This is a genomic window from Klebsiella sp. 141198, assembly GCF_050600785.1.
Lineage (GTDB): Bacteria > Pseudomonadota > Gammaproteobacteria > Enterobacterales > Enterobacteriaceae > Klebsiella > Klebsiella aerogenes.
Genome location: NZ_JAQIRM010000003.1, coordinates 59,863 through 82,864 on the forward strand (window position 1 = coordinate 59,863; position 23,002 = coordinate 82,864).

28 protein-coding genes are annotated in these 23,002 nt (G+C 55.6%); 14 read left to right on the forward strand and 14 right to left on the reverse strand.

Annotated features, from left to right (window positions below; translation table 11 throughout):
• Nucleotides 1–19 precede the first annotated feature (19 nt).
• The 3 genes from arcB (at nt 20) to mtgA (ending at nt 3,966) form a co-directional block, all read left to right on the forward strand.
• The gene (gene arcB / locus PGR10_RS10165; RefSeq protein ID WP_087859934.1) at nt 20–2,356 is read left to right on the forward strand and encodes an aerobic respiration two-component sensor histidine kinase ArcB; all 2,337 of its coding nucleotides are present in this window, start codon (nt 20–22) and stop codon (nt 2,354–2,356) included.
• A 234-nt stretch (nt 2,357–2,590) separates the two neighbouring features.
• Nucleotides 2,591–3,244 (forward strand): isoprenoid biosynthesis glyoxalase ElbB, encoded by a 654-nt coding sequence (gene elbB / locus PGR10_RS10170; RefSeq protein ID WP_213316676.1) that lies wholly within the window; start codon nt 2,591–2,593, stop codon nt 3,242–3,244.
• Entirely contained in the window at nt 3,241–3,966 is a 726-nt protein-coding gene (gene mtgA, locus PGR10_RS10175; protein WP_430923435.1) for a monofunctional biosynthetic peptidoglycan transglycosylase, read from the forward strand. The genes elbB and mtgA overlap by 4 nt, the downstream gene beginning before the upstream one ends.
• A 22-nt stretch (nt 3,967–3,988) precedes the next feature.
• Here mtgA and npr read toward each other — a convergent pair whose 3' ends face one another.
• The 11 genes from npr to PGR10_RS10230 are packed head-to-tail and all read right to left on the reverse strand — an operon-like array spanning nt 3,989 to nt 11,873.
• On the reverse strand, nt 3,989–4,261 hold the full coding sequence (npr, locus tag PGR10_RS10180) for a PTS phosphocarrier protein NPr (RefSeq protein WP_002918431.1): 273 nt from the start codon (nt 4,259–4,261) through the stop codon (nt 3,989–3,991).
• Nucleotides 4,258–5,112 carry an RNase adapter RapZ gene (gene rapZ, locus PGR10_RS10185; protein WP_015369491.1) on the reverse strand — a complete coding sequence of 285 codons (855 nt, stop codon included), beginning with the start codon at nt 5,110–5,112 and terminating at the stop codon, nt 4,258–4,260. Before rapZ ends, npr begins: the two co-directional genes overlap by 4 nt.
• A gap of 45 nt (nt 5,113–5,157) precedes the next feature.
• A complete protein-coding gene (gene ptsN, locus PGR10_RS10190; RefSeq protein ID WP_015369492.1) occupies nt 5,158–5,646 on the reverse strand; it encodes a PTS IIA-like nitrogen regulatory protein PtsN in 489 nt (162 codons plus the stop codon).
• Nucleotides 5,647–5,704: 58 nt separating this feature from the next.
• Nucleotides 5,705–5,992, reverse strand: coding sequence for a ribosome hibernation promoting factor (gene hpf, locus PGR10_RS10195; RefSeq protein ID WP_004125711.1), 288 nt, complete (start codon nt 5,990–5,992; stop codon nt 5,705–5,707).
• Nucleotides 5,993–6,014: 22 nt separating this feature from the next.
• Nucleotides 6,015–7,448, reverse strand: coding sequence for an RNA polymerase factor sigma-54 (gene rpoN, locus PGR10_RS10200; protein ID WP_045377984.1), 1,434 nt, complete (start codon nt 7,446–7,448; stop codon nt 6,015–6,017).
• A 47-nt stretch (nt 7,449–7,495) separates the two neighbouring features.
• Nucleotides 7,496–8,221 carry an LPS export ABC transporter ATP-binding protein gene (gene lptB, locus PGR10_RS10205; protein WP_004206203.1) on the reverse strand — a complete coding sequence of 242 codons (726 nt, stop codon included), beginning with the start codon at nt 8,219–8,221 and terminating at the stop codon, nt 7,496–7,498.
• Nucleotides 8,222–8,227: 6 nt separating this feature from the next.
• Nucleotides 8,228–8,773, reverse strand: a complete 546-nt coding sequence (gene lptA / locus PGR10_RS10210) for a lipopolysaccharide ABC transporter substrate-binding protein LptA (RefSeq protein WP_015369494.1) — start codon at nt 8,771–8,773, stop codon at nt 8,228–8,230.
• The gene (lptC, locus tag PGR10_RS10215) at nt 8,742–9,317 is read right to left on the reverse strand and encodes an LPS export ABC transporter periplasmic protein LptC (protein ID WP_015369495.1); all 576 of its coding nucleotides are present in this window, start codon (nt 9,315–9,317) and stop codon (nt 8,742–8,744) included. The genes lptA and lptC overlap by 32 nt, the downstream gene beginning before the upstream one ends.
• On the reverse strand, nt 9,314–9,880 hold the full coding sequence (gene kdsC, locus PGR10_RS10220; RefSeq protein ID WP_015369496.1) for a 3-deoxy-manno-octulosonate-8-phosphatase KdsC: 567 nt from the start codon (nt 9,878–9,880) through the stop codon (nt 9,314–9,316). The genes lptC and kdsC overlap by 4 nt, the downstream gene beginning before the upstream one ends.
• A gap of 14 nt (nt 9,881–9,894) precedes the next feature.
• Nucleotides 9,895–10,881 (reverse strand): arabinose-5-phosphate isomerase KdsD, encoded by a 987-nt coding sequence (gene kdsD / locus PGR10_RS10225; RefSeq protein ID WP_015369497.1) that lies wholly within the window; start codon nt 10,879–10,881, stop codon nt 9,895–9,897.
• Nucleotides 10,882–10,895: 14 nt separating this feature from the next.
• Nucleotides 10,896–11,873 carry a calcium/sodium antiporter gene (locus PGR10_RS10230; protein ID WP_113373138.1) on the reverse strand — a complete coding sequence of 326 codons (978 nt, stop codon included), beginning with the start codon at nt 11,871–11,873 and terminating at the stop codon, nt 10,896–10,898.
• 206 nt (nt 11,874–12,079) lie between these two features.
• Here PGR10_RS10230 and mlaF point away from each other — a divergent pair, with 206 nt between their 5' ends.
• The 7 genes from mlaF to murA all read left to right on the forward strand — a co-directional run bounded on the left by mlaF (nt 12,080) and on the right by murA (nt 16,887).
• Nucleotides 12,080–12,892, forward strand: coding sequence for a phospholipid ABC transporter ATP-binding protein MlaF (gene mlaF, locus PGR10_RS10235; protein WP_015369499.1), 813 nt, complete (start codon nt 12,080–12,082; stop codon nt 12,890–12,892).
• A gap of 7 nt (nt 12,893–12,899) precedes the next feature.
• A complete protein-coding gene (gene mlaE / locus PGR10_RS10240; RefSeq protein WP_015369500.1) occupies nt 12,900–13,682 on the forward strand; it encodes a lipid asymmetry maintenance ABC transporter permease subunit MlaE in 783 nt (260 codons plus the stop codon).
• Nucleotides 13,683–13,686: 4 nt separating this feature from the next.
• On the forward strand, nt 13,687–14,238 hold the full coding sequence (gene mlaD, locus PGR10_RS10245) for an outer membrane lipid asymmetry maintenance protein MlaD (RefSeq protein WP_045378020.1): 552 nt from the start codon (nt 13,687–13,689) through the stop codon (nt 14,236–14,238).
• A gap of 18 nt (nt 14,239–14,256) precedes the next feature.
• The gene (gene mlaC, locus PGR10_RS10250; protein WP_015369502.1) at nt 14,257–14,892 is read left to right on the forward strand and encodes a phospholipid-binding protein MlaC; all 636 of its coding nucleotides are present in this window, start codon (nt 14,257–14,259) and stop codon (nt 14,890–14,892) included.
• Nucleotides 14,892–15,182 (forward strand): lipid asymmetry maintenance protein MlaB, encoded by a 291-nt coding sequence (gene mlaB / locus PGR10_RS10255; RefSeq protein WP_015369503.1) that lies wholly within the window; start codon nt 14,892–14,894, stop codon nt 15,180–15,182. Before mlaC ends, mlaB begins: the two co-directional genes overlap by 1 nt.
• A gap of 136 nt (nt 15,183–15,318) precedes the next feature.
• Complete coding sequence (ibaG, locus tag PGR10_RS10260) at nt 15,319–15,573, forward strand: BolA family iron metabolism protein IbaG (protein ID WP_015369504.1); 255 nt, start codon at nt 15,319–15,321, stop codon at nt 15,571–15,573.
• Between the two features lie 54 nt (nt 15,574–15,627).
• Nucleotides 15,628–16,887, forward strand: coding sequence for a UDP-N-acetylglucosamine 1-carboxyvinyltransferase (gene murA, locus PGR10_RS10265; RefSeq protein ID WP_045394960.1), 1,260 nt, complete (start codon nt 15,628–15,630; stop codon nt 16,885–16,887).
• A gap of 62 nt (nt 16,888–16,949) precedes the next feature.
• Here the strand turns inward: murA and sfsB are convergent, their stop codons facing one another.
• Together sfsB and ispB are read right to left on the reverse strand one after the other, a co-directional pair.
• Complete coding sequence (gene sfsB / locus PGR10_RS10270) at nt 16,950–17,222, reverse strand: DNA-binding transcriptional regulator SfsB (protein WP_087859930.1); 273 nt, start codon at nt 17,220–17,222, stop codon at nt 16,950–16,952.
• A 197-nt stretch (nt 17,223–17,419) separates the two neighbouring features.
• Nucleotides 17,420–18,391, reverse strand: coding sequence for an octaprenyl diphosphate synthase (ispB, locus tag PGR10_RS10275; protein WP_045394958.1), 972 nt, complete (start codon nt 18,389–18,391; stop codon nt 17,420–17,422).
• A gap of 260 nt (nt 18,392–18,651) precedes the next feature.
• Between ispB and rplU the strand changes: the two genes are divergently transcribed.
• The 4 genes from rplU (at nt 18,652) to cgtA (ending at nt 21,498) form a co-directional block, all read left to right on the forward strand.
• Nucleotides 18,652–18,963 (forward strand): 50S ribosomal protein L21, encoded by a 312-nt coding sequence (gene rplU, locus PGR10_RS10280; protein ID WP_015703604.1) that lies wholly within the window; start codon nt 18,652–18,654, stop codon nt 18,961–18,963.
• 21 nt (nt 18,964–18,984) lie between these two features.
• Entirely contained in the window at nt 18,985–19,242 is a 258-nt protein-coding gene (gene rpmA, locus PGR10_RS10285; protein ID WP_002434222.1) for a 50S ribosomal protein L27, read from the forward strand.
• A 99-nt stretch (nt 19,243–19,341) separates the two neighbouring features.
• A complete protein-coding gene (locus tag PGR10_RS10290) occupies nt 19,342–20,307 on the forward strand; it encodes a DMT family transporter (RefSeq protein WP_015369509.1) in 966 nt (321 codons plus the stop codon).
• Nucleotides 20,308–20,322: 15 nt separating this feature from the next.
• A complete protein-coding gene (cgtA, locus tag PGR10_RS10295; protein ID WP_045377966.1) occupies nt 20,323–21,498 on the forward strand; it encodes an Obg family GTPase CgtA in 1,176 nt (391 codons plus the stop codon).
• A 45-nt stretch (nt 21,499–21,543) separates the two neighbouring features.
• On the opposite strand, the gene dacB is transcribed toward cgtA, so the two are convergent.
• Nucleotides 21,544–22,977, reverse strand: coding sequence for a serine-type D-Ala-D-Ala carboxypeptidase (gene dacB / locus PGR10_RS10300; RefSeq protein WP_430923436.1), 1,434 nt, complete (start codon nt 22,975–22,977; stop codon nt 21,544–21,546).
• Between the last annotated feature and the right edge of the window lie 25 nt (nt 22,978–23,002).

A 23,002-nucleotide genomic window follows, 5' to 3' on the forward strand; every position in this document is an offset into this window, starting at 1 on the left:
TGGCGATAAGGAATCCCTCATGAAGCAAATTCGTATGCTGGCGCAGTACTATGTCGATCTGATGATGAAGTTAGGTCTGGTGCGCTTTTCAATGCTGTTGGCTCTGGCGCTGGTGGTGCTGGCTATCGTGGTGCAGATGGCCGTCACGATGGTGCTGCATGGGCAGGTTGAGAGTATCGATGTTATCCGCTCTATATTCTTCGGGCTGCTGATTACCCCCTGGGCGGTCTATTTTCTGTCGGTGGTGGTCGAACAACTGGAAGAGTCGCGCCAGCGACTCTCGCGGCTGGTGGAAAAGCTGGAAGAGATGCGCGAGCGCGATCTTAAGCTTAACGTGCAGCTCAAGGACAATATCGCCCAGTTGAATCAGGAAATTGGCGAACGTGAGAAAGCGGAAGCGGAACGTGAAACCACGCTGGAACAGCTGAAAATAGAGATGAAAGAGCGTGAAGAGACGCAGATTCAGCTAGAACAACAGTCCTCCTTCCTGCGCTCTTTCCTTGATGCCTCACCGGATCTGGTTTTCTATCGTAACGAAGATAAGGAGTTCTCCGGCTGTAACCGGGCGATGGAATTGTTGACCGGAAAAAGCGAAAAGCAGCTGATTCACCTCAAGCCGCAGGATGTCTATAGCGAAGAAGCCGCGGTAAAAGTGCTGGAGACCGATGAGAAAGTCTTCCGCCACAATGTCTCGCTAACCTACGAACAATGGCTCGATTATCCCGATGGGCGTAAAGCCTGCTTTGAGATCCGCAAGGTCCCCTACTATGACCGCGTGGGCAAGCGCCGTGGCCTTATGGGCTTTGGCCGCGATATTACCGAGCGTAAGCGCTATCAGGACGCGCTGGAGCGCGCCAGCCGGGACAAGACCACCTTTATCTCAACCATCAGCCACGAGCTGCGTACGCCGCTCAACGGCATCGTTGGGCTCAGCCGCATCCTGCTGGATACTGAACTGACCAACGAGCAGGAAAAATATCTGAAAACTATCCATGTTTCAGCGGTGACGCTGGGGAATATCTTCAATGATATTATCGACATGGATAAAATGGAGCGGCGTAAAGTGCAGCTCGATAATCAGGAAGTGGACTTCACCAGCTTCCTTGCCGACCTGGAAAACCTCTCAGGCCTGCAGGCGCAGCAGAAAGGTTTACGCTTTGTGATGGAGCCAACCCAGCCGCTGCCGCATAAAGTGGTAACTGATGGTACGCGCCTGCGGCAGATCCTGTGGAACCTGATCAGCAATGCGGTGAAGTTTACCCAACAGGGCAATGTCACCGTGCGCGTCCGCTATGACGAAGGCGATATGCTGCACTTCGAAGTCGAGGACTCCGGTATCGGTATCCCGCAGGCGGAGCAGGACAAAATTTTCGCCATGTATTATCAGGTGAAAGACAGCCACGGCGGTAAACCGGCAACCGGTACCGGGATTGGCCTGGCGGTGTCGCGCCGTCTGGCGCGTAATATGGGCGGCGATATCAGCGTGACCAGCCAGCCGGGGCAGGGGGCGACGTTTACCCTGACCGTACACGCGCAGGCGGTGGCTGATGAAGTCGAAGATACGCTGGCCGAAGACGATATGCCGCTGCCGGCGCTGAACGTGCTGCTGGTGGAAGATATCGAACTGAACGTGATTGTCGCCCGTTCGGTGCTGGAAAAATTGGGCAACAGCGTGGACGTGGCGATGACCGGTAAAGCCGCGCTGGAGATGTTCGAACCCGGCGAATACGACCTGGTGCTGCTGGACATTCAGCTACCGGACATGACCGGCCTCGATATCTCGCGACAGCTAAAACAACGCTATGCCGCCGATGAGCTGCCGCCGCTGGTGGCGCTGACCGCCAATGTCCTGAAGGACAAAAAAGAGTACCTTGATGCCGGCATGGACGATGTGCTGAGCAAGCCGCTGTCGGTACCGGCGTTAACCGCGATCATCAAGAAATTCTGGGATGCGCCGGAAGACGATGGCCATGAGCCGCCCGCGGTGGATGTGGCGAAATCGGCATCGGTACTGGATACCGACATGCTGGAACAATATATCGAGCTGGTGGGGCCGAAGCTGATTACCGACGGGCTGGCGGTGTTCGAGAAGATGATGCCGGGCTACATGTCCGTGCTGGAATCGAATCTCACCGCGCGCGACCAGAAAGGTATCGTCGATGAAGGCCATAAAATTAAGGGCGCGGCGGGGTCGATAGGCTTGCGCCATATCCAGCAATTAGGGCAGCAGATCCAAACGCCAGATTTACCCGCCTGGGAAGACAACGTCGGCGAGTGGGTAGAAGAGATGAAATCCGAGTGGCAAAACGATGTTGCGGTACTGAAGGCCTGGATTGCGGCGGCGGATAAAAAATGACCCCGGATAAACCGGGGTGCGCGAATACTGCGCCAACACCAGGGAACTGGTTGTTGAGCCAGGATTGTTCGAGTGATTTTTTTACACGGCGCAACCTGAGGATTTGGCTTGCTCGCTCATTAAGATAGCAAACCATAAATATTTTGTTACGTGAATCGGTAAAATATGTGAAGCATAGCGAGTAAATCAAAATTATTTACTTGTTTCATAGAGTTGCGCTAAGGGGTTAGCAAGATGAAGAAGATTGGCGTGGTACTAAGCGGCTGCGGCGTTTACGACGGCGCAGAAATTCATGAAGCGGTCATTACCCTGTTGGCCATTGCGCGTCGCGGCGCGCAGGCGGTTTGCTTTGCGCCGGATAAGGCGCAAAGCGACGTGATCAACCATCTGACCGGCGAAACGATGGCGGAAAGCCGCAACGTGCTGATTGAAGCGGCGCGCCTGGCGCGCGGCGCTATTCAGCCTTTGGCCAGCGCCCGCGCGGACGAGCTGGATGCGCTGATTGTGCCCGGCGGCTTTGGCGCGGCGAAAAACCTGAGTAATTTTGCCGCCCAGGGGAGTGAGTGCGCGGTTGACCGCGATTTGCAGACGCTAACGCTGGCGATGCACGAAGCGGGTAAGCCGCTGGGCTTTATGTGTATCGCACCGGCGCTGTTGCCGAAGATTTTCCCGACGCCGCTGCGGATAACCATCGGTACCGATCCGGATACTGCCGAGGTGCTGGAAGAGATGGGCGCGGAGCACGTGCCGTGCCCGGTTGACGACATCGTGGTCGATGAAGACAACAAAGTAGTGACTACGCCTGCTTATATGCTGGCGCAGAATATTGCCGAGGCCGCCAGCGGTATTGAGAAACTGGTCGATCGCGTACTGGTTCTCGCTGAATGAGTAAGCGTGTTGCGCCGCTGGCGATGATCAAGCGCCTGCTGTTACGCCTGGCGCTTATCTGCGTGGTGTTCTGGGGCGGCGGTATCGCCTTATTCAGCGCCCTGCCGGTGCCGTTCTCAGCGGTGATGCTGGAGCGCCAGGTTAGCGCCTGGTTCTCCGGTGATTTTCATTATGTCGCCCATTCTGATTGGGTTGGGATGGACGAGATTTCCCCCTGGATGGGGCTGGCGGTGATTGCCGCTGAAGATCAGAAATTCCCCGACCACTGGGGTTTTGACGTGCCGGCAATCGAAAAAGCGCTGGCGCACAACGAACGGAATGAAAATCGAATTCGCGGCGCGTCGACGCTCTCTCAGCAGACGGCGAAAAACCTGTTTTTATGGGATGGCCGTAGCTGGTTGCGCAAGGGGCTGGAAGTGGGCTTGACCGTCGGTATCGAAACGGTCTGGAGCAAGAAACGCATTCTCACCGTGTACTTGAATATTGCCGAGTTTGGCGACGGTATTTTTGGTGTTGAAGCGGCGGCCCAGCGCTATTTTCATAAGCCGGCCAGCCGTTTAACCCCTGCAGAGGCCGCGCTGCTGGCGGCGGTATTACCGAATCCGATTCGGTTTCGCGCCGATGCGCCGTCAGGCTATGTTCGCAGCCGACAGGCGTGGATCCTGCGCCAGATGCGTCAGTTAGGCGGCGAAGGCTTTATGCAGGCCAATAAGCTGCATTAACCGCGATCCCGCCGGGAGATGATTAGTCTTCATCAAACCCGGCATTGAACAGCGCAATCACCGCCGCCAGCGCTTCGACTTCCTGCGGGCCGCTGGCTTCAACCTCAATTTGGCGTCCTTTGGCGGAATCCAGCATCAGCAGGGCGATAACGCTGTTGGCTTCCGCCTCCGTGCCTTCGTCGTTGCGTAGCAATACTTCCGCATCGAAATTCTGCATCAGCTCGAAAAGCTTCATTGCCGGGCGCGCGTGCATGCCCAGCTTGTTGGTGATTTCAACGGTTTGCTTGACGGTCATGATTTACGTTTTTCCAGCGTCCGGTGACGAGATTGTACGTTCTTACCGCGCGAGCGGAAGTAGTCAGCCAGCTGTTCGGCAATATAGACCGAGCGATGCTTACCGCCGGTACAACCAATGGCCACCGTCAAATAGCTGCGGTTATTGGTTTCCAGCATTGGCAACCATAGCTCAAGATAGCTACGCGTCTGATAAATAAAGTTATGCACTTCCGTATGGCGATCGAGGAAGGCGGCAACCGGTTTATCGAGGCCGGTCATCGGGCGCAGCTTTGGATCCCAGTGCGGGTTTGGCAGGAAGCGGACGTCAAAGACGTAATCGGCATCGATAGGGATACCGTGTTTGAAGCCGAATGATTCAAACACCATCGTCAATTCACGCTCGCGTTTACCTAACAGGCGAGTACGCAGCATCTCGGCCAGTTCATGCACCGACATTTCGGAAGTATCGACGATCAGATCCGCACGGGAGCGCAGCGGCTCGAGCAGATCGCTCTCTTCGTCGATCGCGCTTTCGAGCGACAGATTCTTGCTGGAGAGCGGATGCAAGCGGCGGGTATCGCTGTAACGGCGGATCAGGGTGTTGCGGTCGGCATCAAGGAACAGCAGCTGCGGGGAGAAGGATTCCGGCAGATTCTGCATCGCTTGTTCAAAGATTTCCGGTGATTCCGGCATATTACGCACGTCAATGCTGACGGCCGCGGAGATATCGCGGTCGGCCAGCGTTCGCGCCAGCTCAGGCAACAGCACTACCGGCAGGTTATCCACACAGTAGAAGCCCATATCTTCCAGCGCTCGCAGGGCGACGGATTTCCCCGAGCCAGAGCGGCCGCTGACGATCATCAGTACCATGTACCGTTTCTCCTCAGTACGATAAAGGTTAAGTCGCGACTCACGTTAAGCGTCATCGCTGCTTCCTGCTTCGGTGATGATCTCATACAACTCTTCATCGCTCACCGCAGCGCGCAGGCGACGGCAGATGGTTTTGTCCGCCAGACGTTTGGCGACCAGCGAGAGCGTATGCAGATGGGTTTTGGTTTGATCGGCCGGCACCAGTAGCGCAAACAGCAGATCGACCGGCTGATTGTCGATCGCATCGAAGGCGATCGGCGTTTCCAGCTGCACAAAGACGCCAACGGCGCGCAGGGTATCCTCTTCAAGCTTGCCGTGAGGGATCGCAATGCCGTTGCCGATCCCGGTACTGCCCATTTTTTCACGGGTCAGGATCGCTTCAAAGACCACCTGCGGCGGTAAACCTAGCTGCTTCGCCGCCAGTTCGCTGATGATTTCCAGCGCGCGTTTCTTGCTCTGGCAGTGAACCTGGCTACGGGTACAATCCTGGTTAAGGACATTGCTCAGTTGTAGAGCGGAATCGTTGTTCATCATAATTTCACCTGAGCTGCCCTTATCCGCGGGCTGCGGATAAGGGCGATCGCCCGGACAATTAGTGTTGTTTCAGTTTATCTTTATGTTTTGTTAACTGTCTTGCCAGCTTATCGATAAGACCATCGATAGCGGCATACATATCCTGCCCTTCCGCACTGGCATGGATTTCGCCACCGTTGACATGCAAATTGGCGTCCGCGATTTGCGTCACCTTCTCTACTTTTAACACAATATAGACCTGGTTGATCCTATCGAAAAACTGCTCCAGTTTGCTGAACTTCGTGGTAACGAAGTCGCGCATAGCAGGAGTGATCTCGACGTTGTGTCCTGTAATGTTGAGCTGCATAGTGTCTTCCTTATCGGTTGTGTCAGACCAGTTGTTTGCGCTGGTTTGACGGCGGAATGGATAAAGACTCTCGGTACTTAGCAACAGTGCGTCGCGCCACCATAATACCCTGATCGGAGAGCATGGTGGTGAGCTTGCTGTCGCTCAACGGCTTCGCGGGGTTCTCCGCGGCGATTAACTTCTTCACCAGCGCGCGAATGGCGGTAGACGAGGCTTCGCCGCCGCCTTCGGTATTGACGTGGCTGGAAAAGAAATACTTCAACTCAAAAATACCGCGTGGACTGTGCAGATATTTTTGCGTGGTAACGCGTGAAATTGTTGATTCATGCATCTCGACGGCCTGGGCGATGTCCGCCAGCACCATCGGTTTCATAAATTCTTCGCCCTGCTCAAAGAAGGCCTGCTGTTGCTCGACGATGCAGCGGCTCACGCGCAGCAGGGTATCGTTACGGCTCTCAAGGCTTTTAATCAGCCAGCGAGCTTCCTGCAGGTTGCTGCGGATAAACTGGCTGTCGGCGTCGTTGCGCGCATTATTGCCCATCGCCGCGTATTGCTGATTGATTTTCAGCCGCGGAATGCTGTCGGAATTGAGCTCGACGACCCAGCGGCCGCTGACTTTACGCACCAGCACATCCGGGATCACGTATTCCGGCTCGCTGGTTTGAATGGACTGCCCCGGGCGCGGATCCAGCGACTGGATCAGGCAAACCGCCTCTTTCAGAACGTCTTCTTTCAAGCGGGTGACGCGCATCAGGCTGCGGAAATCATGGTTGGCCAGGAGATCAAGATGCTCGCTGATGATCAACCGGGCTTCTTCCAGCCATGGTGTCTCTTTGGCAAATTGTGAAAGCTGGATCAGCAGGCAGTCACGGAGATCCCTGGCGGCGACGCCGACCGGATCGAAGCGCTGTACGCGCTTGAGTACCGCTTCAACTTCCTCAAGACCAATTTCATCATCTTCGATACTGTCGACAATGTCCTGAATGGGAATAGTGAGGTAGCCGGTATCGTCAACGGCATCGACGATGGAGGTGGCAATTGCGCGGTCGGTATCGGTGAATGGCGTGAGCTCGACCTGCCACATCAGATAATCCTGCAGGCTTTGGGTGGTCTCGCCCTGATAGATCGGCAGTTCATCGTCCTGGTAGTCGACGCCATTACCCGACGGCGTGCCGGCGGTGTAGATTTCATCCCAGCTGGCGTCCAGCGGAAGCTCATCCGGCATCTCTTTTTGTTCGAGCGCGTCGACGGTATCCAGAGATTCGCGGTCCTCGGCTTCTGTGGTCTCAACCTCTTCGTGAAGATCGGTTTGCTCAAGCAACGGGTTACTCTCCAGCGCCTGCTGGAGTTCTTGCTGGAGTTCTAACGTGGACAGCTGCAACAAGCGGATAGCCTGCTGCAGTTGGGGCGTCATGGCAAGCTGTTGGCTTAGCCTTAATTGCAAACCTTGCTTCATGTTCAGGGTCAATATCTCCGGCTAAAACGTCTATAACCTCTACCCTATCAGAGTCTGAAGTCTTCCCCAAGGTACACGCGTTTTACCTGCTCGTCTTCAAGGATTTGCTGCGGGGTGCCGTGGGCGATGAGGTGGCCCTGGCTTACGATATAAGCTCGTTCACAAACCGCCAGCGTCTCCCTGACGTTATGGTCAGTAATGAGTACGCCCAGCCCGCTGTCGCGCAGGTGTTCGATGATGCGTTTAATATCGATAACGGAGATAGGGTCAACCCCGGCGAACGGTTCATCCAGCAGGATGAATTTCGGGTTCGCCGCCAGCGCGCGGGCGATTTCGACGCGGCGGCGTTCACCGCCGGAGAGCGCCTGACCCAGGCTATCGCGCAGGTGTTCGATGTGGAACTCTTCCATCAGCTCTTTAGCGCGATCTTCACGCTGCTCGCTGCTGAGATCGTCGCGGATTTGTAGCACCGCCATCAGGTTATCGTAGACGCTCAGGCGGCGGAAAATAGAGGCTTCCTGCGGCAGGTAACCGATGCCGCGGCGCGCGCGGGCATGTAGCGGCAGCAGGCTGATATCTTCATCGTCAATGATAATGTTGCCGGCATCGCGCGGCACGATGCCCACTACCATATAAAAGGTGGTGGTCTTACCGGCGCCGTTCGGGCCCAGCAGGCCGACTATCTCACCGGAGTTGACGGTCAGGCTGACGTCTTCCACCACGCGGCGGCCTTTGTAGGCTTTGGCGAGGTTTTTTGCAGTTAATGTTGCCATAACGGATTACTTACCTTTCTTCTGCTGATCGCCGCTTTTGTCCTGCAACTGCGAAGGCACCAGCACCGTAGTCACGCGACCGCCTTTGTTGCTGAAGGCCTGCATTTTCTGCTCTTTCACCAGATAGGTGATTTTGTCGCCCTGAATATTGCTATCCAGCTGTTCCAGATGCGCGTTGCCGGTCAGCACCACGAAATCGTTCTGCAGTTCATAATGCATTTTCGACGCGCGGCCTTTCACCGGCTTACCGTTGTCCTGCATCTGATAGAAGGTGGCCGGATTGCCGAAACCGTCGATCACTTCTTTGCCTTTTTCACCGCCAGGGCGGGTAACCACGACTTTGTCGGCATTGATCTTAATGGTCCCCTGGGTGACGACCACGTTGCCGGTGAAGGTCACGACGTTGCCCTGCATATCCAGCGACTGCTGATCGGATTCGATGTGAATCGGCTGATCGGTATCGCCGGTTTTTGCCAGAGCCGGCAGGCTGGCGGCCAGAAGCGCGCTTGCGAGCGCAATGTTAAGGCTGAGTTTGTTTGTTCTGAATTTCATAAGAGGTTCTAACCTTTTCAATCAGCTCGGCATTTTTGCTGCGTAGGTTCCCGCGCATTTTCAGGCCGCTGGAATTAAATGTTGTTCCGTATAACGTCACCATATCGTCAGAGGTTACATCCTGGGTCACCAGGTTTACCTGCGCGTTATCGGTGGTAATTTTGCGCAGTTGAGAGTCGGGACTCAACGCGTCGACCTCAACGTGGCCGTAAAGATACAGCATACGGTCGTTGGTTAACTTGGCTTTATCCGCTCTGATTGACCAGGTCGGAACCTTATTGGTATCAAAGGTGGTCATCACCGGGTTGGTGAACCACGATACTTCTTGTTCGGAAAAGTATTCGACATGCTCGGCTATCAGACGATAGCTCAGCGCGCCTTCCGGGCTGTACACCACGGTATCGGTATGCTCGCTTTTATACGTCGGATCGTTAGGATTGACCGCGACGGTCGCGGTGTCGTCCGTACTCGCCAGGTTCAGGCCGATCAGGATCAACGCGACCAGCGATAGTAAGATGATAACCCAACGTCTGGTTTTACTCATATTGATTGCCCTTTGGCCTCATCAAGCTTGCCCTGCGCCAATAGTAACAAATCGCAGACTTCGCGTACCGCGCCGCGTCCGCCGTTAATTCGCGTGACGTAATTCGCCCGTGGCAGCAGCAGCGGATGCGCATCGGCGACGGCGACGCTTAAACCGACTTCCGCCATTACCGGCCAGTCGATCAGATCGTCGCCAATATAAGCCACTTCATCCGGGCGAACCGCCAGTTTGCTTAATAATTCACGAAACGCCAACAGCTTATCGGACTGACCTTGATACAGATGCGTAATGCCCAGCGTCTGGCAGCGGTCTTCTACCAGTTTAGCTTTTCGCCCGGTAATAATCGCGACTTCAATACCGGAAGTCAGCGCACAGCGGATCCCGTAGCCATCGCGGACGTTAAACGCTTTCAGCTCTTCGCCGTTGTTGCCCATATAGATAAGGCCGTCGGAAAGCACGCCGTCGACGTCGAGGATCAGTAAACGGATCTTCGCCGCCCGGTCGATAAATTCCTGGCTTACCGGCCCGTAGCAGGTGTCGACCTGGGCATCAGCATTATTCATTATTTTATCCTTACTTACACTACGCCAGCGCGCAGCAGATCGTGCATATGTACCACACCTAGCAGTCGGTCGCCATCGGCAACCAGCACGCAGGTGATATGGCGGGACTGCATCAGGTTGAGCGCATCTACCGCCAGCATGCCCGGACGAATGCGGATCCCGCCTGGAGTCATGACTTCAGCGATGCTGGCGTTGCGCATATCGACGCCGGTATCGAAGACGCGACGCAGATCGCCGTCGGTGAAGATGCCGATGATATTCATCTCGTCATCGCAGATGGCCGTCATGCCCAGATTTTTGCGGGTGATTTCCAGCAGCGCGTCGCGCAGGGTAGCCTGCAGGCCGACGTGGGGGATCTCGTCGCCGGTATGCATAATATCATTGACCCGCAGCAGCAGCTTACGACCGAGTGCGCCGCCGGGGTGCGACAGGGCGAAATCTTCGGCGGTAAAACCGCGCGCTTCGAGCAGCGCCACGGCGAGGGCGTCGCCCATCACCAGCGCGGCGGTGGTGCTGGAGGTCGGCGCCAGACCTAGCGGACAGGCTTCTTTCGGCACTTTCACGCACAGATGAATATCGGCGGCGCGCGCCATGCTGCTATCCGGACGACTGGTGACGCAGATAAGCGGCACCTGCTGGCGTTTAAGCACCGGAATCAACGCCAGGATTTCATTGGATTCACCGGAGTTAGATAACGCGATGACCACATCCTGCGGCGTCACCATCCCCAGATCGCCGTGCGCGGCTTCACCGGGGTGGACAAAAAAAGCCGAGGTACCGGTACTGGCGAAGGTCGCCGCCATTTTGCGCCCGATATGACCGGATTTGCCCATACCCATCACGACGACCTTACCGCCGCAGCGGAAAATCGTCTCACAGGCGCGGGTGAAATCTTCATTAATATACTGATCGAGCTGGGCCAGACCTTCACGTTCAATTTCCAGAACCTGACGTCCTGCCTGTTGAAAGTCAAAATCCGTTGGCAAATCTATTTGCGACATGATGTTATCCCAATTCATTCAACGAAGTACGGCGCTGAACAAAACAGCAGCGCCAACCAAACCATAAAGCCGCCGACCAGCAAGGCGCCCGCTACGCGACCCGGCTGCCGTTTACGCCGCCAGCACAGCAGCGCGAAGATCGCGCTCACCAGCAGCATCACGCTGTAGTCGCGCGTAAAAGCTTCGGCAGGGAAGGCGCCAGGGGCGATTAACGCCGGCAGCCCGAGCACCAGCACGAGGTTAAGAATATTGGCGCCAATGATATTCCCGATGGCGATATCGTCTTCCCCTTTTCGTGCGCCGGCGATGGCGGTGGCCAGTTCCGGCAGGCTGGTGCCGATAGCAATAACCGTTAAGCCGACCGTCAGTTCGCTAATGGCGAAATAGTTCGCCAGCACCGTGGCGTTATCCACCACCATGCGGGTGGCCATCGGCATGACGATCATCGCCACCCCGAGCCATAGCAGGGCGACGGGCAGCGAACCGCCGCGCGGCAGCTCCGCCAGCTGTTCCCGCGTCAGGCTATCGCTGCCCTGACGTTCCGCCAGGCGCGCTATTTTTAGAGTGAACACCAGCCATAGTATGGCCAGCGCCAGTAAAAACAGACCATCCAGACGCGACAGCTGGCCATCGTAGAGCACAAATCCCGCCAGTAAACTAACCAGCAACATTAACGGCAATTCGCGGCGCAGGATATCAGAATGCACGGTAAATGGATGGAGCAGGGCGGCAAGACCGAGAATTAATAGAATATTCGTAATATTGGATCCCAACGCCGTACCGATCGCCAGATCGGTTTGCCCGTGAAGGGAGGCTGCGGTGGAGACGATGATCTCCGGCAGGCTGGTACCGATGCTCACGACAGTCATGCCGATGATGAGCGGCGGGATCCCCATCATGCGACACAGTATTGAAGCGGCGTATACCAGACGATCGGCGCTGTAAACTACCAGCAGTAAACCAATTATTAACAGAGCCGTTGCTAAGAGCATCTAAAGTCCTTTCTTCAGGTATAATCGTCGCCTCGCTGGCCGTCCGTACACAGCGTAACGAATTCTTAATTTTGACTTTATGTGTGGCAAAAGTAAAACAAATGCCAGCTTTCGCTAACCCGGGCAGGTAAGATTCTGTAAAAATGTTGGGTTTGTGGTGAAAGAAAGCGCCATGCTTAGCTCGAAGGTTTAGTAAGGATGATTTTATGAGCCAAACTCTGGCGAATTTAGTCGAGGTTCGCGGTATTCGTTTCTCTCGGGGCGACCGCGTCATCTTCGATGATATCTCGCTATCGGTGCCTCGCGGCAAGATTACCGCCATTATGGGGCCATCGGGGATCGGCAAGACGACCCTGCTGCGTTTGATAGGCGGCCAGATCCCGCCGGACAGCGGCGAGATCCTGTTTGACGGCGAAAACGTGCCGCAAATGACGCGCTCGCGGCTGTATACCGTGCGTAAACGCATGAGCATGCTGTTTCAGTCCGGCGCGCTATTCACCGATATGAACGTGTTTGATAACGTAGCTTACCCGCTGCGCGAACATACGCAGTTGCCGGATGCGCTGCTGCATACCACCGTCATGATGAAGCTGGAAGCGGTTGGGTTACGCGGCGCGGCGAAACTGATGCCTTCGGAGCTCTCCGGCGGGATGGCGCGGCGCGCGGCGCTGGCGCGGGCGATTGCCCTTGAGCCGGATCTGATCATGTTTGACGAACCCTTCGTCGGACAGGATCCCATCACCATGGGCGTATTGGTTAAACTTATCTCAGAGCTAAATAGTACCCTGGGAGTGACCTGCATTGTGGTATCGCACGACGTGCCGGAAGTGCTGAGCATTGCGGATTACGCCTACATTGTGGCGGATAAGAAAATCGTTGCCCACGGCAGCGCGCAATCGCTGCGTGAAAATAGCGATCCGCGCGTGCGCCAGTTCATTGATGGCATCGCTGACGGCCCGGTGCCGTTCCGCTATCCTGCGGGCGATTACCACCATGATTTATTAGGCAAAGGGAGTTAAACGACTCATGCTATTTAATGCGCTGGCAGCGCTCGGACACCGCGGCATCAAAACCACCGCGACCTTCGGGCGCGCCGGATTAATGCTATTTAATGCCGTGGTGGGCAAACCGGAATTTCGCAAGCATGCGCCGCTGCTGGTACGCCAGCTGTATAACGTCGGCGTGCTATCGATGCTGATTATTATCGTCTCGGGGCTGTTCATCGGTATGGTACTGGGGCTGCAGGGCTATCTGGTATTAACGACCTATAGCGCAGAGACCAGTCTGGGTATGCTGGTGGCGCTGTCGCTGCTGCGCGAGCTGGGGCCGGTGGTGGCCGCGCTGCTGTTCGCCGGACGAGCCGGTTCGGCGTTAACCGCCGAGATTGGCCTGATGCGGGCGACCGAGCAGCTCTCCAGCATGGAAATGATGGCGGTAGATCCGCTGCGCCGGGTGATTTCGCCGCGCTTCTGGGCCGGAGTCATCTCGCTACCGCTGTTGACGATCATTTTCGTCGCCGTGGGCGTTTGGGGCGGTTCGCTGGTTGGCGTCAGCTGGAAAGGCATCGACGCGGGGTTCTTCTGGACCGCGATGCAAAACGCCGTCGACTGGCGAATGGATCTGGTTAACTGCCTGATTAAAAGTCTGGTTTTTGCCGTTACGGTAACCTGGATTGCGTTATTCAATGGTTATGACGCTATCCCCACTTCCGCTGGGATTAGCCGGGCAACGACGCGCACCGTGGTGCATTCGTCGCTGGCGGTTCTGGGGCTGGATTTTGTGCTGACTGCGCTGATGTTTGGGAATTAAGTTCATGCAAACGAAAAAAAATGAGATCTGGGTAGGTGTGTTCTTACTGGCAGCGCTGCTGGCGGCGCTGTTTGTCTGTCTGAAGGCGGCAAACGTGACCTCGTTACGTACCGAACCGACTTATCGTCTTTATGCGACCTTCGATAACATCGGCGGCCTGAAAGCGCGTTCACCGGTGCGTATTGGCGGCGTGGTGGTTGGTCGCGTCGCGGATATCACCCTCGATCCAAAAACCTATCTGCCGCGCGTTGCCATCGATATCGACGAAAGCTACAACCACATTCCGGATACCAGTTCGCTGGCGATTCGTACTTCTGGTTTGCTCGGGGAGCAGTACCTGGCGCTGAACGTCGGTTTCGAAGACCCGGAACTGGGCACCGCTATTCTTAAAGACGGCGGTACGATTCAGGACACCAAGTCCGCCATGGTGTTGGAAGATCTGATAGGCCAGTTCCTCTATAACAGCAAGGGCGGCGATAATCAGAATTCTGACAATGATAAGGCGGCGGCTGAGGGTCATACTGACGCTACGCCGCAGGCCGGCATGACGCATTAATTTCAGGAGAGACAAGATATGTTTAAACGCTTACTCATGGTCGCCATGCTGGTGATTGCTCCACTGACCGCCGCGCATGCCGCGGATCAAACTAACCCGTATAAGCTGATGGACGAGGCGGCGCAGAAGACCTTCGATCGTCTGAAGAACGAACAGCCGAAGATCAAAGCGAACCCGAACTATCTGCGTGATATCGTCGATCAGGAACTGCTGCCTTACGTGCAGGTGAAATACGCCGGCGCGCTGGTGCTGGGCCGTTACTACAAAGAGGCTACGCCTGCACAGCGTGAAGCCTACTTCGCCGCCTTCCGCGAGTATCTGAAACAGGCTTACGGTCAGGCGCTGGCGATGTATCACGGCCAGACATACCAAATTGCGCCTGAGCAGCCGCTGGGCAGCGCAACCATCGTTCCGATTCGCGTCACTATCCTCGATCCGAACGGCCGTCCTCCGGTACGTCTGGACTTCCAGTGGCGTAAGAATACCCAAACCGGCAACTGGCAGGCTTATGACATGATCGCCGAAGGCGTCAGCATGATCACCACCAAACAAAACGAGTGGAGCGACCTGCTGCGTACGAAAGGCGTTGATGGTCTGACCGCGCAGCTGAAAGCTATTTCAGCCCAGCCGATCACTCTGGATCAGAAAAAATAATGAGTGAACAACTGAGCTGGAACCGCGACGGTGAACGCCTGGCGTTGCGCGGCGAACTGGATCAGGAATTTATACTGCCGCTATGGAATGCACGCGCGCAGGCGACCGACGGCGTATCCACTATCGACCTCAGCGACGTTTCACGGGTCGATAGCGCCGGGGTGGCGTTACTGGTTCATTTTGTCGCGCTGGTACGTCGGCAGGGCAAAACGGCGCAAGTGGTGGGGAAAAGCGAAAACCTGCAAACGCTGGTCAGTCTTTACAACCTTCCGGCGGACATGATCCCGTAATTTTTTCAGTGAGTTAATGCTGAAGCTATTCTGAAAGCCCCATCAATCTGTTCGATGGGGCTTTTTGCTTGTTTAAGACAGCGCCACTTTCCTCTAAGATGTTGGGCTGTTTTCACTCTCAGAAAAATTTGATCCCATGGAAAATCATGAAATTCAGACCGTGCTGATGAACGCACTCTCCCTTCAGGAAGTCCACGTCTCTGGCGATGGCAGCCACTTTCAGGTTATTGCTGTGGGTGAGATGTTCGACGGCATGAGCCGGGTAAAAAAACAGCAGGCTATCTACGCGCCGCTGATGGAATATATTGCCGACAATCGCATTCATGCGCTGTCGATCAAAGCGTTTACCCCGCAAGAATGGGCGCGCGATCGCAAACTTAATGGCTTTTAAGCTGTAGGGATGTTCCCTACAGCATTGATGAATTTTTAACCGAGAACAGAATCAATGGATAAATTCCGTGTTCAGGGGCCGACTCGCCTGCAGGGCGAGGTCACCATTTCCGGCGCTAAAAACGCTGCCCTGCCAATCCTCTTTGCCGCGCTGTTAGCCGAAGAGCCGATTGAAATCCAGAACGTACCGAAGCTGAAAGATATCGATACCACCATGAAGCTGCTGAGTCAGTTGGGCGCGAAGGTCGAGCGCAATGGTTCCGTATGGATCGATGCCGGTCCGGTAAATGTTTTCTGTGCTCCGTACGATTTAGTGAAAACCATGCGTGCTTCCATTTGGGCGCTGGGGCCGCTGGTGGCGCGTTTCGGCCAGGGCCAGGTTTCTCTGCCGGGCGGCTGCGCTATCGGCGCGCGTCCGGTCGACCTGCACATTACCGGCCTGGAACAGCTGGGCGCGGAAATCAAACTGGAAGAAGGTTATGTGAAGGCGTCAGTCAACGGGCGTCTGAAAGGCGCGCACATCGTGATGGATAAGGTGAGCGTAGGCGCGACCGTGACTATCATGAGCGCGGCGACGCTGGCTGAAGGCACCACCGTTATCGAAAACGCCGCGCGCGAGCCGGAAATCGTCGATACCGCCAACTTCCTTAACGCGCTGGGTGCGAAAATCAAAGGCCAGGGCAGCGACCGTATCACCATCGAAGGCGTCGCGCGTCTGGGTGGCGGCGTTTATCGCGTACTGCCGGACCGTATCGAAACCGGTACCTTCCTGGTTGCCGCGGCGATCTCCGGCGGTAAAATTATGTGCCGCCATGCGCAGCCGGATACCCTGGATGCGGTACTGGCGAAGCTGCGTGAAGCTGGCGCGGATATTGAAGTCGGTGAAGACTGGATTAGCCTCGATATGCACGGTAACCGTCCGAAAGCGGTCAACGTGCGTACCGCGCCGCACCCGGGTTTCCCAACCGACATGCAGGCTCAGTTCACTTTGTTGAACCTGGTGGCTGAAGGGACTGGCGTTATCACCGAAACCATCTTCGAAAACCGCTTCATGCACATTCCGGAACTGATCCGTATGGGCGCGCACGCGGAAATTGAAAGCAATACCGCGATTTGCCATGGTGTCGCGAAGCTGTCTGGCGCACAGGTCATGGCGACCGACCTGCGTGCATCTGCAAGCCTGGTGCTGGCGGGTTGTATTGCGGAAGGGACGACCATCGTCGACCGTATCTATCACATCGATCGCGGCTATGAGCGCATCGAAGATAAACTGCAGGCTCTGGGCGCGAATATCGAACGCGTCAAAGGCGAGTAATCCCGCTTCGGTAGCAGCCCTCTGACGTCCGTCCGGGGGCTGTTATCGAGCTCTCCCTCACATTAGGTCTTATTTCTCTTCTGACGCATCATCTGCGTTCTGTCGATGAACTGATGGGTAATGGGATCGTGATAACGCGATGGCCAGATAACCCACGGCTCGGTTCCCAGCGCGTTAGCAATAATCAATTCGCCCTTTGGCCACGGACGGGTTAGCGCGTTGGCAAGCGTAGAAGAGCTTAAACCGTGACGTCGCGACTCAGCTGCGAGCGACGTCCCCTTTTTGCGAAGGCCGGCAATAATATCCGCTGAATGCCAGTCGATGAACTTATCCATAAATTCTCCCGGTGATAACTGTCTGCGCGTCAATACGGACGGCTGGAATACTATACCCTGGTTCTTATATGGTTTTAACAAGTTCCCTTATTGTTCCTGTATATTCAGAATATATTAAGGTTTCTGGCGTCATTTGAAGGATATTGGATTTTATTGGAACTCTCCCGCGCAATGCGCGCGGGAGAAAGGGGGGGGGATTAGTGGTCGCGCTGAACGGCGATATGGGCAAGGCCGATGAGCGCCTCGCGCCACGGCGTATCCGGCAGAACCTGCAGCGCGGCGATAGCTTTATCGGCTTCTTCTTCCGCACGTTTCTGCGTCCACTCCAGCGAACCGCAGGCCGCCATGGTTTCAAGTACCGCGTCAAGCAAATGGCGCCCGTTCCCCTGCTCGATAGCGCCGCGAATCATCGCCGCCTGATCCGGGGTACCGTGATGCATCGCGTGCAGCAGAGGCAGCGTTGGTTTGCCTTCGTTCAGGTCATCACCGACGTTTTTGCCAAGGCGTTCGCCATCGGAACTGTAATCCAGCAGATCGTCAATCAGCTGGAACGCGGTGCCGAGGTAACGGCCATAATCCTGCAGCGCCTGCTCTTCTTCCGCGCTGCAACCAGCCAGGATGCCGGAACACTGCGAAGCGGCTTCGAACAGACGGGCGGTCTTACTGTAGATGACCCGCATATAGTTCTCTTCCGTGATATCCGGGTCGTTGACGTTCATCAACTGCAGGACTTCGCCTTCGGCGATGACGTTTACGGCTTCCGACATCACTTCCAGCACCTTCAGCGAACCGAGACGGGTCATCATCTGGAAGGCGCGGGTGTAGATAAAGTCGCCCACCAGTACGCTGGCGGCATTGCCGAATGCGGCATTGGCCGTCGCCTTGCCGCGGCGCATATCGGACTCGTCGACGACGTCGTCATGCAGTAGGGTCGCGGTATGAATAAATTCGATCAGTGCGGCAATGTTGACGTGCGCATTCCCCTGATAGCCGACCGCGCGAGCTGCAAGCACGGCGATCATCGGACGAATACGTTTACCGCCTCCGCTGACGATGTAGTAGCCTAACTGATTGATAAGCTGAACATCTGAGTTGAGCTGCTCAAGGATTGCCGCATTGACACCCGCCATATCCTGCGCGGTTAACTCATTGATTTTTTCTAAATTCATCGCAAAAGCCGGGCCAAATGTCCTGTTACCGCGAATCCAGGTGGGATCACAGAAGGATTAAGATAGAATTAAAAGAAGATATGATTGTACTGAAAAATCAGCGCAGATAAACGTTAGCGTGAAAGTTGTGTTTTTTTTCTGCGTTGATCGATGATCGCTCTTGTCAAAGGGTCGCGTTTTGCGTAATATTCGCGCCCTATTGTGAATATTTATAGCGCACTCTGAATCACACGAAGAGGTGCGCGGAAGCGGAGTTTTATATGTACGCGGTTTTCCAAAGTGGTGGTAAACAACACCGAGTAAGCGAAGGTCAGACCGTTCGCCTGGAAAAGCTGGACATCGCAACTGGCGAAGCTGTTGAGTTCGCTGAAGTTCTGATGATCGCAAACGGTGAAGAAATCAAGATCGGCGTTCCTTTCGTTGAGGGCGGCGTGATCAAAGCTGAAGTTGTTGCTCACGGTCGTGGCGAGAAAGTTAAAATCGTTAAGTTTCGTCGTCGTAAACACTATCGTAAGCAAGCAGGCCACCGTCAGTGGTTCACTGATGTGAAAATCACTGGCATCAGCGCCTAAGACTTGAGGGAGTAGATTTAAATGGCACATAAAAAGGCTGGCGGCTCGACTCGTAACGGTCGCGATTCAGAAGCTAAACGTCTGGGCGTAAAACGTTTCGGCGGTGAAGCAGTTCTGGCAGGTAGCATCATCGTTCGTCAACGTGGTACTAAATTCCACGCTGGCACCAACGTTGGTTGCGGCCGTGACCACACTCTGTTCGCTTTGACTGACGGTAAAGTCAAGTTCGAAGTTAAAGGCCCGAAAAACCGTAAATTCATCAGCATCGTTGCTGAATAAGTTTTTCGCGTCCTGGTGACGGATGAAAGCCCCGCAACACGTTGCGGGGCTTTTTACATTAGAATCCCGGAAAAAATTTCTGCAGGGAAAACGGGCATCATGAAGCAGCAGGCCGGCATTGGCATTCTTTTGGCGCTAACCACCGCGATGTGTTGGGGAGCACTGCCAATTGCAATGAAGCAGGTTCTCGAAGTGATGGAGCCGCCAACGGTGGTCTTTTATCGCTTTTTGATGGCCAGTATTGGTCTTGGCGCGATCCTCGCCATCAAAGGCAAGCTGCCGCCGCTGCGAATTTTTCGCAAGCCGCGCTGGTTGGTTTTATTAGCGATTGCTACCGGCGGTTTGTTCGGTAACTTCATTCTGTTCAGCTCTTCCCTGCAATATCTCAGTCCAACGGCCTCCCAGGTCATCGGCCAGCTATCGCCGGTCGGTATGATGGTGGCAAGCGTTGTGATTCTGAAAGAGCGCATGCGTGGTACCCAGGTTGTGGGAGCGCTGATGTTGCTCAGCGGGCTGGTGATGTTCTTCAACACCAGCCTGATTGAAATCTTTACCCGTCTCACGGACTACACGTGGGGGGTAATTTTTGGTGTCGCAGCGGCAACGGTGTGGGTAAGCTACGGAGTCGCGCAAAAGGTGTTATTGCGGCGCCTGGCATCACAGCAGATACTATTTTTGCTGTACACTTTATGTACGATTGCTTTACTGCCGCTCGCTAAACCGGGGGTTATCTCCCAACTGAGCGACTGGCAACTGGCTTGCCTGATTTTTTGCGGGCTGAATACCCTGGTCGGCTACGGGGCGCTGGCGGAAGCCATGGCGCGCTGGCAGGCGGCGCAGGTCAGCGCGTTAATTACCTTAACGCCACTGTTTACGCTACTGTTTTCTGATTTATTATCAATGGCCTGGCCCGATGTTTTCGCCAGACCGATGTTAAACCTGATTGGTTATCTCGGTGCGTTTGTCGTGGTTGCGGGCGCGATGTATTCCGCCATTGGCCATCGTCTTTGGGGACGTTGGCGCAAGCGAGAAGCGGTTGTACCGCTGCCCCGCTCAGGCGAATGATTTACGGAGAGTAAAATGAAGTTTGTAGATGAAGCAACGATCCTGGTCGTAGCAGGTGACGGCGGCAATGGTTGCGTTAGCTTCCGCCGCGAAAAATATATTCCGCGAGGCGGCCCGGACGGCGGTGATGGCGGTGACGGCGGCGACGTTTGGCTGGAAGCGGACGAGAACCTCAACACCCTGATCGACTATCGATTCGAAAAATCTTTCCGCGCAGAACGCGGACAGAACGGTCAGAGCCGCGACTGCACCGGTAAACGCGGTAAAGATGTTACGGTGAAAGTGCCTGTAGGGACCCGCGTCATCGACCAGGGGACCGGCGAGACCATGGGCGATATGACCAAGCACGGTCAGCGTTTAATGGTCGCAAAAGGCGGCTGGCACGGTCTGGGCAACACGCGCTTCAAATCATCCGTTAACCGTACCCCGCGTCAGAAAACCATGGGTACGCCGGGCGATAAGCGCGATCTGCAGCTCGAACTGATGCTGCTGGCTGACGTGGGGATGCTGGGGATGCCGAATGCCGGTAAATCCACCTTCATTCGCGCGGTCTCCGCGGCGAAGCCGAAAGTAGCCGATTATCCATTTACCACCCTGGTGCCGAGCCTGGGCGTGGTGCGTATGGACAACGAGAAGAGCTTTGTGGTCGCCGATATTCCGGGGCTGATTGAGGGCGCGGCGGAAGGCGCTGGCCTTGGTATTCGCTTCCTTAAGCACCTCGAACGCTGCCGCGTGCTGCTGCACCTTATCGACATCGAGCCTATCGACGGTTCCGATCCGGTTGAGAATGCGCGCATTATCATCGGCGAACTGGAGAAATACAGCGAGAAGCTGGCCTCTAAACCGCGCTGGTTGGTCTTCAACAAGATTGACCTGATGGACAAAGCGGAGGCTGAAGCCAAAGCGAAGGCCATCGCCGAAGCGCTGGGTTGGGAAGATAAATTCTATCTGATCTCCGCGGCCAGCCAGCAGGGCGTTAAAGACCTGTGCTGGGACGTGATGACCTTTATCATCGAAAACCCAATCGTGCAGGCGGAAGAAGAGCAGAAGCCGGAGAAAGTCGAGTTCATGTGGGACGACTATCACCGTCAGCAGCTTGAAGAAGCCGAACTGGAAGAAGATGACGAAGACTGGGATGACGACTGGGACGAAGACGACGAAGAAGGCGTCGAATTCATCTACAAACGTTAATCCTGAGTAAAAAGGGCCGCATCATCCAATGCGGCCCTTTTGTTTTTAGTTGTTCTGGTACAAATCTTTATACAGTCGACTTTCGAAGCGCACCAATGGTATGCGGCGGTTGCGCTGGTCACCCGGCGGCACCGCGTAGCCGGAGAGGTACTGCACGAAAGCCATCTTTTGCCCGCTGGCGGTGGTGATGAAACCTGCCAGGTTATATACCCCCTGCAGAGAACCGGTCTTCGCCGAAACCTTACCGTCTACGCCCGCCTGATGAAGACCGGCGCGATACTGCAGTGAACCATCGTGTCCGGCAAGCGGCAACATCGAGATAAAGTTGAGCTCGTTATCGTGCTGAGCGATGTACTGCAATACCTGCATCATCGTCGCCGGTGCGATAAGGTTGTGTCGGGACAGGCCTGAGCCATCGGCGATAATCGTGTTACCGAGGTCAATACCCGCCTGCTGGCGCAGGATTTGCCGCACCGCGTCGGAACCTGCGCGCCAGGTTCCCGGCACGCCCATCCGCGCGTGGCCGATAGTACGAAACACCGTATCAGCAATCATGTTATCGGATTTCTTCAGCATGATGCGCAGAAGATCGTGCAACGGCGCCGATTGGGTCGTCGCCAGCACGGTGCCCGGATCGTTGGCCAGGGTCTGGCGCAAGAGAGTGCCGCTGTAGGTAATACCCGCATCGATGAGCTCAGCTTTCAGGATCGCACCTGCATAGCCTGCGCCGTCCTGAATGGCGAACGCCAGCGGTAGCGGTTCGCTGCGCTGCGGCAGGCAGCCAGTGAGGGTGTAGCGGTTGAGATCGCCTGGTACGACGTCCAGCTCGCAGTACTGCGCTTCTGCGGAGCCGCGCGCCAGCGTCCGCACCTGGCTGAACATGGTGACCGGATAGTAAGAGGCCACGCGGATAAAGGCCAAATCGCCGGGTTTCTGTGCGCTATAGAGCGAGACAGAGAAACAGTTACGATCAACGATCGCTGCCGCTGGCGGGGCGCTGAAGCACTGCGTCATGTCATTCCATGGCCAGCCGGGGGCTTTATCGTGGCTGGCGAAAACCGAGGTATCGATAAGCACATTGCCTTCAATGCGCTGCACGCCGGCTTTTTTCAGCGACGCCACCATGTTGCGGATATCCTGACGCTTTAGCGTCGGATCGCCGCCGAAGCGGGCAATCAGGTCGCCTTTCAGCACGCCGCCGTCAAGGGAACCTTTGGTTTCCAGCGTCGTAGTGAAGCGGAAGTCCGGCCCCAGCTGCAACAACGCGGCCAGCGCGGTGATCACCTTCTGGGTACTGGCAGGCAGCGCCATCTGCTGGCTGTGAAAGTCTATCTCCGGCGTCGGGGAGCCAACCTTTTGCGCCATGAAGGCAAGGTTCGCGCCGGCAGGAAGCTGGCTGATGTACTCGTCAATATTCGCGGCCTGAGCGCTAAGCGCTATACCGGCAGTCAATCCGATGATAAATCTGGGAAATCGCATAATCTCGCGCTAACAACCTGAAACC